The sequence below is a fragment of the Nitrosomonas sp. genome, from assembly GCF_022842015.1.
In the GTDB taxonomy this organism is placed as follows: domain Bacteria; phylum Pseudomonadota; class Gammaproteobacteria; order Burkholderiales; family Nitrosomonadaceae; genus Nitrosomonas.
This window is the reverse complement of record NZ_JALHQJ010000012.1, coordinates 1-14591: the sequence shown is the minus strand read 5'-3', so window position 1 is coordinate 14591 and position 14591 is coordinate 1. Positions and strand designations below refer to the sequence as shown.

Annotated in this window: 12 protein-coding genes; 6 read left to right on the top strand and 6 right to left on the bottom strand. The window is 46.8% G+C overall.

Features of this window, described 5'->3' with window-relative positions; translation table 11 throughout:
- Window positions 1-3: 3 nt before the first annotated feature.
- From Q0C11_RS03530 to Q0C11_RS03510, 5 genes are all read right to left on the bottom strand, one after another.
- The gene (locus Q0C11_RS03530; protein WP_293005792.1) at window positions 4-897 is read right to left on the bottom strand and encodes a carbon-nitrogen hydrolase family protein; all 894 of its coding nucleotides are present in this window, start codon (window positions 895-897) and stop codon (window positions 4-6) included.
- Entirely contained in the window at window positions 894-1553 is a 660-nt protein-coding gene (locus Q0C11_RS03525) for a GNAT family N-acetyltransferase (RefSeq protein WP_293005790.1), read from the bottom strand. The genes Q0C11_RS03530 and Q0C11_RS03525 overlap by 4 nt, the downstream gene beginning before the upstream one ends.
- Before the next feature lie 215 nt (window positions 1554-1768).
- Complete coding sequence (locus tag Q0C11_RS03520) at window positions 1769-2743, bottom strand: hypothetical protein (RefSeq protein ID WP_293005788.1); 975 nt, start codon at window positions 2741-2743, stop codon at window positions 1769-1771.
- Between the two features lie 173 nt (window positions 2744-2916).
- Window positions 2917-5262 (bottom strand): SLC13 family permease, encoded by a 2346-nt coding sequence (locus tag Q0C11_RS03515; RefSeq protein ID WP_293005786.1) that lies wholly within the window; start codon window positions 5260-5262, stop codon window positions 2917-2919.
- Window positions 5263-5298: 36 nt separating this feature from the next.
- On the bottom strand, window positions 5299-7185 hold the full coding sequence (locus tag Q0C11_RS03510; protein WP_293005784.1) for an SLC13 family permease: 1887 nt from the start codon (window positions 7183-7185) through the stop codon (window positions 5299-5301).
- A gap of 761 nt (window positions 7186-7946) precedes the next feature.
- Here Q0C11_RS03510 and nudF point away from each other — a divergent pair.
- Window positions 7947-8555, top strand: coding sequence for an ADP-ribose diphosphatase (gene nudF, locus Q0C11_RS03505; protein ID WP_293005782.1), 609 nt, complete (start codon window positions 7947-7949; stop codon window positions 8553-8555).
- A gap of 121 nt (window positions 8556-8676) precedes the next feature.
- Window positions 8677-9003 (top strand): DUF4156 domain-containing protein, encoded by a 327-nt coding sequence (locus Q0C11_RS03500; RefSeq protein WP_293005780.1) that lies wholly within the window; start codon window positions 8677-8679, stop codon window positions 9001-9003.
- A gap of 261 nt (window positions 9004-9264) precedes the next feature.
- On the opposite strand, the gene Q0C11_RS03495 is transcribed toward Q0C11_RS03500, so the two are convergent.
- Entirely contained in the window at window positions 9265-9414 is a 150-nt protein-coding gene (locus tag Q0C11_RS03495; RefSeq protein WP_292919591.1) for a hypothetical protein, read from the bottom strand.
- A 657-nt stretch (window positions 9415-10071) separates the two neighbouring features.
- On the opposite strand from Q0C11_RS03495, the gene Q0C11_RS03490 reads away from it, so the two are divergent.
- The 4 genes from Q0C11_RS03490 (at window position 10072) to Q0C11_RS03475 (ending at window position 14490) form a co-directional block, all read left to right on the top strand.
- Entirely contained in the window at window positions 10072-10506 is a 435-nt protein-coding gene (locus tag Q0C11_RS03490; RefSeq protein WP_293005778.1) for a universal stress protein, read from the top strand.
- Window positions 10507-10602: 96 nt separating this feature from the next.
- On the top strand, window positions 10603-13326 hold the full coding sequence (locus Q0C11_RS03485) for a cation-transporting P-type ATPase (protein WP_293005776.1): 2724 nt from the start codon (window positions 10603-10605) through the stop codon (window positions 13324-13326).
- A 104-nt stretch (window positions 13327-13430) separates the two neighbouring features.
- A complete protein-coding gene (locus tag Q0C11_RS03480; protein ID WP_367273726.1) occupies window positions 13431-14246 on the top strand; it encodes a cation:proton antiporter in 816 nt (271 codons plus the stop codon).
- Entirely contained in the window at window positions 14134-14490 is a 357-nt protein-coding gene (locus Q0C11_RS03475; protein WP_367273727.1) for a cation:proton antiporter, read from the top strand. Before Q0C11_RS03480 ends, Q0C11_RS03475 begins: the two co-directional genes overlap by 113 nt.
- Window positions 14491-14591 lie beyond the last annotated feature (101 nt).

The window sequence follows — 14591 nt, the reverse complement described above, 5'->3', positions numbered from 1 at the left end:
AGATTACGATTTTCTGGGACCGCACAGTGAGGTCACAATCTCCACTGGATTTTGATACACTTCACGCCGTTTGTCATATAAAGGAATGGTTGTACCGTTGATGCGGTTTTGCGCCAGCGTATCAAGATCGACATCGGCAATAACCACCTGCTCCAGGTTAACTTCTCCTTCTGCCGCGATACCGTCGCGCGAGAACGGAAAATCAGATGGAGTCATGATGCTGGACTGACCGTAATTTAAGCCCAATCCTTCTACCGGTAGGTTGCCTACAGTGCTGGCTACTGCAACATAAACTTGATTCTCGATCGCGCGCGCATGGGCGCAATAGCGCACACGCAAATAGCCTTGGCGATCATCGGTGGATGAAGGCACGAACAGGATATCTGCGCCCGCCTCGCATACTTGGCGCGCCAGCTCCGGAAACTCAATGTCGTAGCAAATGAGGATGGCGATAGCGCCGTAGTCAGTTTGAAACAGATGTAATTTATTGCCAGCAGCAGTATCCCACTTGTCTTTTTCCCAACGGGTACGATGAATCTTGTCCTGGGTGAACATTTCGCCGTTAGGTGTAAACATAAACGCCGTGTTATAGAGCAAGCCGTCCCGTAGATTGGGATGGGTACCAGCAATCAAATAAAAATTATATTTTTTCGCTAACTCAGCCATTAGATCCAGGTAACGCGGCGTATAGTCGTGCATGCGGCGAACGGCGGATTTGATATCATTATCGGTATCGAGAAAGGACAACAATTGACTGGTAAAAATTTCCGGCAGCATGACGAAATTGGGCTTATATTCGGCAGCAGCCTTAAGAGTGAAACGAACCTGGTTTTCAAAACCACCCCAGCCGTCGATAGGCCTTAACAAATATTGTACTGCAGCGATACGTACTATCATAAGCTATCTCCTTCAGAAATCAGTGTAGGTTTTTTTCTGTTGTAACGAGCATTGAGCCAGACAATTAATGCAGCATAACCGAGACTCTCCTGATCCTCTGGAATATACCCGCTGACTATACCGCAGTAATTAAAACCTTCATGCAATTGAAAGCTGAGCACAGGATCATGAATATCGCCCCATATAACTTTCTGTACATAAAGCTCAACTGGTATTTGATCAGCATAATGGTGATAGCCTGGCAAGCGACCACAGGCAATGATGCGTTTGAGGTTAAACTTACGACATAGACGCCGCCGCCCTTGATAAAGCGCGTGACCGATCCCAGAACCTCGCAGTTGTGAATTGACAAAAACCTCGGCAGCATAGAGCGTCAAGCCATGCGGATTATGAGTATCGAAGCTGCCGCGTGCAGTGATCTCCTGCCATGTATGTTGCACTTCCCACTCATTCCACGACACCACTAGCGAACTGGCTGCACCGACCAACTGGCCATTGATCTCTGCCACCAGTTGTCCGTGTGAAAAAACCTCAAGCTGGTGGCGTAACAAGTCTTCGCGCCAGGAAGGAATGGTCGGATAGACTCTTTTCTGCAGATCTATAAGTGGCTTGATATCGCTAACATCGGTGTTCCGAATGATGACCTTAGAATTCATTTACAAATAAAACTCTTGATAATTACTCTAGCACAATGTGTTGAATGAAAGTACACGCCGAATCAGCATCAAGACCAATTATACGCATGAAAGAAAACCTTCTCAGACATAGTTAAGCAATAATCTTTGTGCAGCCCTCAAGTTATATGTTAATAACGACAATGCTTAGTAAGCGGTTTCTTTAACACCTTAAATTGCCAATCATCCATACTTTCTCATCTTAAGGCATTTCTTAGATTTATTAAGTGCCGATCCATTCTGCGACGCATTTGTTCACGCCCGATTGACTGCTTTAAACTACCGCCAAAACCGGCAACTTGATCAGTAAAAGTCCGGTTGGTATAAAAAATCAATGAGCCACCACGATAGGGTAAACAACCAATAATTAGCTGGTTTGAATTATAGGAGTGTCCGACATAAAACTGCCGGGAAAGAATTATCCCACCGGCATCCTCAGCTAATATGATGCGATGCAGCAGAACCGCCGTTGGGCGACTCTCAACCTGACGATTAATCAAGAAAAATCGTTCTTCAGCATCTGTAGGTATGGCGGCGGGATAATTTAGCCAGGTCTGATACAACTCGGGTAAATGATTGACTAATACTTTGTTGTTTAATATGGCAGCACGCATTTCTTTACCTGGGTCAGAAACTCTGCCAGCACCGCGATCATACGGCGCGATTCCCTTCAAACCTTTGTTACGATAAATTTGCCATCGATCGAATAAAATCTCTTTGTAAGTTTGCGATATCAAATCAATCTGTGCTGAGTTTAAGGTTTGAAGAGCCTTGAATTCCTGAGTGGACAGGTTAAATTTGCTACCCGGTTTGGCCGCTAAAAGATCAGCTTCCTCTTTACGACCCAACTTAAAATCTAATTCTTTGAAAGTATCCAGCGTTGCTTGCGGAGAAATAATGGATTGAGAAATAATTTCAGTATCCACCGATGCCATGCCTCGATTCTTGAGAAACTCGATAACCTTGGCTGGTGTTGACGAAATATAGATAGCAACACCGGCAGCCAATTCTTTTTCGTCATTCTCGGTAATTTGAAAGGAAACAACTTTCCCTTGCTCCAAATTTATAAGGTCTTGCTGCCAAATACCAAGTTGCTGGATGATATCCTGTATATGCAGGGAACTTGCGGCTTGCACGGAAAAAGTGCAACTCAGAACCAGAACAAGAATCATCTTGCTCCCGATTTCATAACCATGAAATAACTTACATAGGGTCCTATTATATTTGAACATATGGGTATAACCGCATTATGACGCACATAATCATCCTAACAAGCCGCATTATAAATTATTTACCCCAATAACAGCGCCTTATCAGTACTGTTATTGGGATGATTTTATTGAATCTACAGTGGCCAAAATATTGGCAGTAGAAAAACCGTAACCAGAGACACAACTAAAGTGAGCGGGATGCCAAGCTTCAAGTAATCAATAAATCGATATCCACCCGGCCCCATTACCAGGGTATTGGCCGGATGTGACACCGGGCTAGCGAGACTGGTTGCGGCAATTGCAACCACCATCATAACAGTCTGCGCTGATACACCTAGCGTTGAACTGAGCGTCAAAGCAATTGGTGCCATGATGAGTACAAGTGCTACGGTCGGCATGATTAGCGCGCCGAGAGTAGTGATAATATAGAGCCCAGCGATAACCACCCACGGCCCGCCAGGACCCAGTAGATCAAGCATATTTTGAGCTAACAAAGTGGCTGCGCCGGTATGTTGCATTGCAATGCCAAGCGGCAGCATACCCGCGATCAGAAAGATTGATCGCCATTCAATTGCGCGGTGTGCCTGTTCCATGCTAAGACAACCACTCAATACCATCAACGTGGCACCGGCAATAGCTGCAATCGAAATGGGCAATAATTCCATAATTACCGCAGCGACTACTAACAGCATCAGCGCGCCGGCAAGCGGCGCCTTACGTGTGTTGATTGGCTTGACTTGTATCGGATTAAGAATCAATAAATCTTCAATGTCATTGAGTCCGGCCAAACGTACTTTTGGCCCGACAAAGAGCAGCCCATCACCCGATTGCAGCGTCATTGTGCGCAGGCTTGATCGATGCGGTTTTCCTGCACGCCAAATGGCGGCTAATTCCACCTGATAATGTTCATCGAACTGCAGCTCTTCCACACGACGACCGACAAATTTACTATGTGGGTGTAATGTTGCCTCGACTAAATCGAGCTCACCTTGTTCAAATACATCCAGATAAGGGGATACATCGTCCAGCCGCTCCAGTTGCTGCAATCCGCGCAACATATCCAAATCACTTTCCCGTCCCTGGATCAGCAACAGATCTCCCGCTTGAATAACCTCTTCTGAGACCGGTGACTCCAGCACCTCACCATCTCGAAAAATGCCGAGCAAACGAAAATCAAAAGCATCCCCTAACTGATTCTCGGCCAATGTAGAACCAGATAATGGCGTATCGTTCGGCACATGCAATACGAACAGGCGTGCATCAAGCTGATAGCCTTCCCGCATTTCCTCGGGTGTAACCGGCCCCACAGTGGAAAATTCCGCTACATCATGCAATGCTGCCAGTGCCTGTGGCGTACCCTGTACCAATAAACGATCGTCTGTAGCGATCACCATCTCCGCTAGCCGTGTACGACGCAATATTCCTTCGCGTCGAATTGCCAATATATTGACTCCAAAACGCTCGCGAAATGCGCGGTGGTGCAACGGCTTACCAATTAGGGAAGCATTGTTGGCTACCGTCAATTCGGCAAGCTTGTTGTCGGCCAGTAATCTCTCATGCAGGATTGGTGCCTCGCGCTCAATCTTGAGTGTACTCCAGCTACGTAATCGCTCGAAGTGATCAAAGCGACCCTGAGTCAGTAAAATATCACCCGCCTGCAGCACAGTATTTCCCCTGGGCAGCACTTCTGTCCGGCCTGCACGGGTTAGTGCAATGATCACCAGACCTGCAGCCCAGGTCATGCCGGAATCAGCGATCGTCTTGCCGATCAGCAGAGCATTAGTAGGAACTTGCAACACAAAGATGCGCTCCTGCAATCCGTATTCAGTCTGTAAATTTCGTTTCTGCTCAATTAATTTCGTAGTATCGGTTGTCGGTAGCAAATGACGACCCAGCAACGCGACAAAAGCAGTACCAATCAGCAAGATCGGCACCCCGATGAATGCAAAATCAAAGAAACCAAATTCTGCTTCTCCAGCCTCACGCAATGCGCTACTGACAAGCAGATTCGGAGGAGTGCCGATAAGCGTCATGAGCCCACCGAGCAATGTGCCGTAAGCCAACGGCATCAACACTCGAGACGGTGCAATTGCGGAACGTCGAGCCACCTCGATTACCACCGGCAGCATTAATACCGCAACAGCAATATTATTCATAAAAGCTGACAGTACGCCTGCTGCGATCATAAAAATTGTAATGATACGTACTTCGCTTCGTCCGCTTACGCGCATCACCAGACCGCCGATTTGATCGGCAATACCGGCACGCGTGAGTCCCTCGCTCATAATGTACATCGCCCATACGGTGATCACCGCCGGATTACTAAAGCCGCTAACTGCCTCAGCTGGCGATACCAGTCCAAAGATCGCCAGGCTTGATAACACCATCAGCGCCACTACATCCATGCGCACCCATTCAGTGACAAATAAAACAAGACATGAAAAAAGAATTCCGAGCACCAATGCAATTTCAAGGGTCATATTCGTTCAGCCTCTAGTCTCGTTTAGGTACATGCATCAGAGTGGCCAAAAGATCAGCAGCAAAGGAATACTGACGATGACTACCAATATTTCTATCGGTAATCCCAGTTGCCAGTAGTCGCCAAAGCGAAAACCACCAGGTCCCAGTATGAGGGTATTATTCTGATGCCCAATCGGCGTCAAAAAAGCACAAGAAGCGCCGATCGCTACCGCCATCAGAAATGAATCTGCATTCACTCCAAGTGCAGTCGCGGTACCAATAGCGATTGGGCACATCACGGCTGCAGTGGCGGCGTTATTCATTAAATCGGATAAAAACATTGTAATAACTAGAATGAGTAAAAGTCCCATAATGGCATGACCCTGCACAATATTATCGATCATGAAACGCGCGACCAGATCAGCCATACCAGTAGATTCTAATACACCGGCTACGGGAATAAGTGCTCCGAGCAGGACAATCACCGGCCAATCGATTGCGTCATAGATCGCTCGTGGCGGGACGATGCGAAAAACCATAGTAGCTAGCACGCCGATAGCGAACGAAATGGCCGCTGGCAGCAGACCAAAAGCTGCACCGCTGACTGCCGCAGCCATGATGCCGCCGGCAATTAATGCTTTGCGTGTATCGGGGATATGCAGCTCGCGATTGGCCAATGGCACACAACCGAAGTCCGCTGCAAACTCAGCCAGCACTTCTGCAGTACCCTGGAGCAGCAACAAGTCACCAGGTTGAATTTTTAGCGTTCTCAGCCTAGTCTTAGCGCGCGTACCCTCGCGTGATACCGCTAGTAGATTAAGTCCATAGCGGGTACGTAACCGCATGTCTGCAGCCGATCGTCCGGAAATCGTTGATTCCGGACGAACAACAAATTCCATCAAAATGATCTCATCGCTTTGTGAAGATTCTTTTTCCTCTTCTGCTTCAGCAGATCTCACAGCAGCAAGACCTTCATTACTCATCCTAATGTTATTGTTCCATTGCAAGTCCTTAGCGTCTTTGTATTTTCTCTCTTTATCATTGCGCTGATGAGTATCCGCTTCTTCCAAACTCAATCCGAGACTGGACAAAATGTGCGCCAGCACCTCCACTTCAGCTTCAATTATCAGAATATCATTAGGCAATATCTTGAACCCAGCTCGGAGCGCAGTTAAATGTGCTTCATTTCGTACCAAACCCACTACTTGCGCGGCATGTTCATCAAGTATAGTTTCAAGCTCGTGCATGATCATTCCGGCAGCTTTACTATCGGCCGACACGCGCACTTCAGTGATGTAAGCCCCTGTCTCAAAACCTTCCATGCCAGTTTGTTTTCGCATGGGAACCAGTCGCCAGCCGACAATGGCTATAAAAATCACCCCACTCAAGGCTACCGCCAAACCAACCGGCGTAAAATCGAACATGCCAAAGCTGCCATCACCGCTTTGAGCACGAAAGCCTGACACAATCAGATTGGGTGGTGTCCCGATCATAGTCGTCATGCCGCCCAAAATAGTGCCGAAGGCCAGCGGCATGAGTATTCGTCCAGGAGGCAGATCAAGTCGCTCGGCCAACTGTATTGCTACCGGCATCAAAAGCGCCATCGCACCAACATTGTTCATAAAGCCCGACAGTGCTGCGCCCAGTCCAACCAGAGCTACCAGATTTAACGTCGGACCAGCATTTTTCGGCAGCGTATAGCGGACTAGCACATTGACCGCCCCTGAGGTTTGCAAACTCCGACTCAGTATCAGAATACAAGCCACACTAATCACCGCTGGGTGGCCGAAACCAGTAAAAGCATCTGCTGCCGCAATCAATCCGGTAAGCACACAAGCAAGCAGCGCACCCACTGCGATCATATCGTGACGCCACCGCCCCCACAAGAACATAACCATTGTGACCAGCAGGATGATAAGAATTATGGTTTGATTAGTGGTCATATTGTTTCTTTCAATAAGATTGATAAGGTTGCCCTAACCTAAAATCTAGTTACCCATTACAAATAAGAATTTGATAAAACAGAGCAAATTATCAATATCGAGGCTCTCGCATCAACTATTGACGTGTTGACAATACTTCGCCTGATGTTCAGCAATGAGTTCCACTCGAGACTGGAGATGATTCTGCTTCAAGAAACCAATTATCACAAGCGCAAATTACGTCTGATAGCAAAAACCGGAACGGACAGCGGATTTGTCCGCAGAAAAGGCTTGTGCACTGCTACAGCACCGCTCACGACGCTGTCCTACCGTAACTCCCTGATCAAGATCCCGTACCTCATGTATCCGAACGAGATGCTAAGTTAACCGCACCGGAACGATAATAAAGAAATGAAAATGAAAGGTGCTGATGAAAATCACCTCACTTCATTTTATGAGACTCTGGATTCCATCAAAATCAGCATGCTTCACAAATTGCTATACATGACTTCGAGTTCACTTATTTCTCCTGAATTTGCTCTTAAAATATGATGGCATTAGCTGTCGATGCTATCACAAACAAAAATCTTATCCGCAAATGACAGTCAACCAACCGGGATCAGATGCAATAAGCCTGTGTATCTTAGAAAAGATTGCGTTGGCATAAAGACATTAATCCGAGCATAGGGTGCCCTACCAGAATTAACTGGGCAATACTGTTTACATCTACAGCCATCTCGCAATACACTTACTGGAAATTACCCGGAAAGACAAAGGAGCAAATGAGGGTGCACAAGGATGTAGAGATTCTCGAAAAAACAGTTTGTTATAAAGGATTTTTTCGCATAGATCGATACCGTCTCCGTCACCGCCTGTTTAATGGCGGATGGAGTCCTCCGATCACGCGCGAATTATTCGAACGCGGTCATGCGGCCGCAGTCTTGCCTTATGACCCGCTCAGAAACGAAGTAGTCCTGATCGAACAATTCCGTATTGGCGCCATGGATACGCCGGACGGTCCGTGGTTATTGGAGATTGTCGCAGGCATTATCGAACTCGATGAAATAACTGAAGATGTGGTCAAGCGTGAAAGCATGGAAGAAGCCAATTGCAATATCTCAGACTTGATTCCATTGTATGATTATCTGGCCAGTCCGGGAGGCATGACAGAACGGATTGCGTTATTCTGTGGCAGGACGGACACAACGCTGGCGGGCGGTATACATGGTGCAACAGATGAAGGAGAAGATATCAAAGTACATGTCGTCACTCTGGAGACAGCACTGCAGTTTTTAGTGTCTGGGAAAATTAACTCGGCCAGCGCCATCATCGCGCTACAATGGCTAGCATTAAATCGTGATCTTGTACGGAAAAAATGGTTGAAGTATTAGATTTAACAAGTCTAATGCTGAGAATAAGAGATATGCGCGACTCAAATTTAATATACGGCATTGCTTGATGAATAATACTTTGCGTTGTATATAAGTAATATCTTTAATAAAAGGCCAGTTAATGAAAAAAATCCTTATTGCTGTTTGTGGTGGTTTAATACTGTCTTCTTGCACATGGGTTAAGGTTACTTCAAATGGCGAAAGCGTACGCTTGGTGCAATCTGCCAGAGCAGTCGAGTCATGCAAAAAACTAGGGCAAGTCACTGCTAAAGTTGAAAGCAAAATAATATTTAACCGTGATACGGAAAAAGTCTCGGATGAACTTGCGGATCTTGCACGTAACGAGGCCGCTTTGATGGGGGGCGATACGATTGTTCCCATTTCAGAAATTAATGACGGAAGGCGCAGCTTCAATGTCTATCAATGTTTCCCAACCAAAACACAATAAGTGACATGAACCGCTGCCGATTTAGTATTTGTTGTTAACAGAGTACTGTGTCAAATGGCGCGCGAATGAGTGTAAATTATGTGACCAAGATTTAAAAATTGCACACAACTTCATCGGCACGCCGGTATGGTTGAGCCTGTACTTCATTGATTTAAACCAGCGCGCCTTTCTCTCTTACGCAAGTTTGCTGATGTAAAAGCTGAGCACGATTGTTCGCGTATTTTTGGCCAAAATACTCCGATTCAGCATAACTCAGATAACCTACTCTCCTATTTTAATATCCTTTATGCTTATGGCTTCTAAAGCATCGAATTTTTTTGGATCCATCATTTCTTGCAACAGTTTTTTTATGTCGGCAATACTGGTTTTATATAGATTTATATCTAACTCAACGGTAACTTCAACTTTCATAAATAGCTCCTTATAGTAATTTTTCTGCCATATCATCGTGTGATTCTATAATAAGTTATCCCCAAGTTAACATGCTTCAAGAGTCCAGTGCGACTTTATGTCATTGTAACTTTCTCCAGGAACACAAGATCTCTTGTCGCAGATTCCAATAATTGCGGGCCGACACTCCACACTGCATGCTGAGTGATCTTAGAAAAAATCGATGGCATTTTTATAAAGCCAATATCGTCAAATATGATGTTTGCTCAATTTTTTGCTACTTTACATTTATGGTTCACACTTGCAATTTGATTTATTGGTCGGAGCGTTCGCCATATTCAAGGGATTTACCTACTGTTTCTTTGCGCAATAACAGTTTTTCGTGAGCCTGGCGTTAATGTACGCATCATATTCCTATTCGCTTGCGGTGAGATTCGTTACCTGAGCGGCAATCAATTGTATTCGAAGTATTTTTTCCGCTCTGGCGACAAACTCTCAAAGCAAATAATAAGTTGGTTCCACAAAGAACTCTGCGTTAAAATTGTAATTCATTCAATGAGACCTTTGCAAAACCCTAATTCAGGAAATTTTTATTAATTTAATACAATGTGTTGCAAATCGAAAAGCACACTTTTGCAAAAGCCTCTCAATTATAATTTCAAGAAAAAGGATCTCGCTATGACTACTGCACTGGTTGCTTTCGATGGCTCGGAAAATGCGATGCGCGCCATCGATGAAATACTCAATACACTGGACACAACTAAACTGCACGTGCATCTACTCAACGTGTGCGAGCCGGTTCAAATTAACGAACTCATCTTGAGCCAAGATCCGGTATTAACCATGTTGAGTATCAATAAGGCGCATGAAGAAATGGGATGGGCACTGCTGACCCCCGCGAAGGCACGCCTCGAAAGTGCCGGGATCCCGTTCGATACGCATGTACTTAGTGGCAATCCCGCCGAAGTCATTACCGACTTCTCGCAAGTGCATCACTGTGATTTAATCGTGATGGGCACGCGCGGCATGGGCGCGATCAAGAACCTACTGCTTGGATCAGTAGCAAGCAAGGTCATTCACCTTGCCGGGAAACCGCTGCTGCTTGTTAAATAGCCATATAGATTTCCATCTGCCCAGTTAAGTGTAAGGTGCGATGGAACATACCATGCCTTGACACTAGCCTATGTATTTGATTACAGGAAGTAGATAATGCAAACAGTAAAAACGCCAAAGTTGCAGCCATCATGGCATCACATCTCTATCGAATTGGCGTTGAGCGAGCTGGATGCATCGCCGACGGGTTTGAGTCAGGATGAAGCTGAGATGCGTATAAAAACGCATGGCCCTAACAGGTTGCCGGATCCGCCAAAACATAGCGACATCATCAGATTCCTGCTGCAATTTCACAATATCCTGATTTATGTGCTGCTCGGTTCTGCGGCCATTACAGCAGCTTTGGATCATTGGATAGATACTTCCGTCATTCTAGCGGTAGTGCTTGCCAACGCAACCATCGGCTTTGTACAGGAGGGAAAAGCAGAAAAGGCAATGGATGCCATTCGTCAGATGCTGGCACCTCATGCCTCAGTGCTGCGTAACAACGAGCGTCATAGCATCGAGGGAGACAAGCTCGTGCCCGGTGATATTGTACTGCTGGAAGCAGGCGATAAAGTTCCCGCTGATTTACGACTGCTAAAAACCCATGGCTTGCAAATACAAGAAGCTATTCTTACCGGCGAATCCGTACCGGTGCAAAAACAGATCGCACCAGTTTCCGCCGATGCGCCGCTGGGTGATCGTTCCTGCATTGCGTTTTCCGGCACGTTAGTGACCGCCGGGCAAGGCAAAGGTATGGTCGTGGCCACAGGCGCCTCCACTGAGATAGGACGTATCAGCGGATTGCTGTCGAGAGTGGAAACACTGACCACACCGCTGGTAAAACAGATGGGGGCATTCGCCCGGTGGCTGACCATTTTTATTTTGCTGATTGCCTCGGTGTTGCTGGCCTATGGTTATTTTGTCGGACATCATGAATTCACTGAAATGTTCATGGCAGTGGTAGGGCTTTCCGTTGCGGCGATTCCCGAAGGCTTGCCCGCTGTGCTGACCATCACGCTGGCGGTAGGCGTGCAATCAATGGCACAGCGCCATGCCATTGTGCGCCGATTGCCCGCAATTGAAACCATCGGCTCAGTCTCGGTTATCTGCACCGACAAAACCGGCACGCTGACCCGCAATGAGATGATGGTTTCCTCCGTGCTAACACATCAACATCTCTTCACGTTAGAAGGCATTGGTTATGAGCCACGGGGCACAATTTTACTGGAAAATGCGGAAATTTCCTCCAAAGAGTATGCTGTTCTGGAAGAACTCGCTCGTGCTGCAACCCTGTGTAATGATGCGGCACTACATGATCGTAAGGGCGCATGGATCGTGGAGGGTGATCCGATGGAGGGCGCTCTGCTCGCCTTTGCAAGCAAAATAGGTATTGAAACTCGCAAAGAGCAAATAGCTTGGACACGCACCGATGCTATTCCTTTTGATGCCAAACACCGCTTCATGGCAACGCTGAATCATGATCATGAACACCACGCTTTTGTCTTTATCAAGGGCGCACCAGAACGGATTCTTTCCATGTGTAACAATCAAAATACTGGGAACGGAAATGTGGAACCGCTGAACCAAATTTATTGGCAAGACAAGGCGGACAATATCGCTGCCTTCGGTCAGCGCGTGCTGGCATTCGCTGTCAAACCCGTAAAATCAGAGCATACGGTGCTGGAACACTCTGATGTCGAGAACACACTCACGCTGCTTGGTATGGTTGGAATGATTGACCCGCCACGAACAGAAGCCATTACAGCTGTAGCGGAATGTCACACTGCCGGTATTCGTGTAAAAATGATTACCGGTGATCACGCTAAGACAGCGGCAGCGATCGGCAAACAAATCGGCCTGCAAAACCCAGATAAAGTTTTAACCGGAGCTGATCTTGATGAGATGGATGATACCGCTCTGAAAGAAGCTGTATTGATATGCGATATTTTCGCCCGCACTAGCCCGGAGCATAAATTGCGACTTGTCATGGCACTGCAATCACACCATATGACGGTAGCCATGACAGGCGATGGCGTGAATGATGCACCTGCACTAAAACGTGCCGATATAGGCATTGCGATGGGCAGAAAAGGTAGCGAAGCGGCCAAGGAAGCAGCGGAGCTGGTGCTGGCGGATGATAATTTCGCTTCCATCGCCAGCGCCGTACGCGAAGGACGTACAGTGTATGACAACATCAAAAAGGTCATCAGCTGGACATTACCCACTAACGCGGGTGAATCCATGACCATCGTCTTAGCGCTGCTGCTTGGGATGACATTACCGATAACTCCGATTCAGATTTTATGGATTAATCTAATTACTGCTGTGACATTGGGCATTGCGCTTGCCTTCGAACCCACTGAGGAAAACACCATGCGCCGCCCGCCGCGCCCGAGAGGAGAACCGCTGCTGAGTGGTGAACTGGTATGGCACATTGTGCTGGTGTCCATTCTGTTTCTATGTGGTGTGTATGGAATTTACGCTTACGCCATTGATCGGGGCTACAGCGTAGAACTGGCTCGCACCCTTGCGGTTAATACGCTGGTGGTAATGGAAATCTTTCACCTATTCTTTATCCGTAATATCTACGGGACATCACTCACCTGGAAAGCGGTACGTGGCACGAAAGTGGTATGGATGACGGTGATCGGTGTAACCATAGCGCAATTCACCATCACTTATCTTCCACCCGTGCAGACGATATTTGCTACAGAAGCAGTACCCATTTTAGATGGACTGCTGGTTATCGGCATTGGTGTCGCACTATTTGCCATTATCGAGACCGAGAAACAAATTCGTTTACATCTTAATGTCATAAAATCTCGTATTATGTAGATGCACCATTTGAGATAATTGCATGAGCTTTCATTCGGCTTGGCGATGTGGTCAGTAATGAGAAATGGCTGCATCGTCATGCAAAAAACCATAGAAACAATTAAATGGAGATAATCCCCGACATCTTTACCGAAATGGCACTACTGCTGCTATTGGCGGTGACTATGGGCGCTTTGGGCGTTCACTTGCGTCAGCCTTTGATAGTATCTTTTATTGCAGTGGGCATTCTGGCAGGCCCCTCAGCGTTGGGCTGGGTAAATGCCAATGATCAGATTGATCTATTAGCCAAGCTCGGTATTACCTTATTGCTATTCGTCGTTGGACTCAAGCTGGATCTCCACATTATTCGCACTATGGGACCTGTGGCATTAGCCACAGGTCTCGGTCAAGTCACGTTTACTAGCATTATCGGTTATTTTATTGCAGTGGCATTTGGTATGTCGCCGATCACCGCATTATATGTGGCAGTCGCTCTGACTTTTTCCAGCACAATCATTATCGTTAAGTTACTTTCAGACAAACGAGAGGTGGACACGCTGCATGGGCGTATCGCACTTGGCTTCCTGATTGTGCAAGATCTAGTCGTTGTATTGACAATGATCGGGCTCAATGCCTTAGCCAGTGCAAGTATCGATGGAGCTTCAATAGGCCTCGAAGTACTGGAAATATCGTTTAAGGGAATTCTTTTTCTGGTAGTCGTTGGAGTTGCTACACGTTATGTACGTGCCAAGATTACTTCATTCACTTTCACGTTCACAAGAACTCTTGGTCCTGTTTGGTATTGCCTGGGCCGTGGCTTTAGCAGCTCTGGGAGACATGCTAGGTTTCAGCAAAGAAGTGGGTGCTTTCATAGCAGGCGTGTCTTTAGCTTCCACACCCTATCGGGACGCCCTCGGGGCGCGCCTCGTAAGCCTGCGTGATTTTCTGCTATTATTTTTCTTTCTCGATCTCGGCGCACGCCTAAATCTCGGATTATTGGGCGCTCAGATGGTGGAATCCTTAGTATTCTCACTATTTGTGCTGATTGGCAATCCCCTGATCGTCATGGTTATCATGGGCACACTTGGGTATCGCAAACGTACCGGGTTTCTTGCTGGGTTGACTGTAGCGCAGATCAGCGAGTTTTCTCTCATCTTGGCCGCATTGGGCCTAACAGGCCGTTGAAAAGCCCACCGAGTCGGGTAAAATTTGATGGAACCCACTCACCTCATAAATCATGCGCGGAATTGAACGCTCGCAACAACAGCTTTTTAGCTATGTCAATC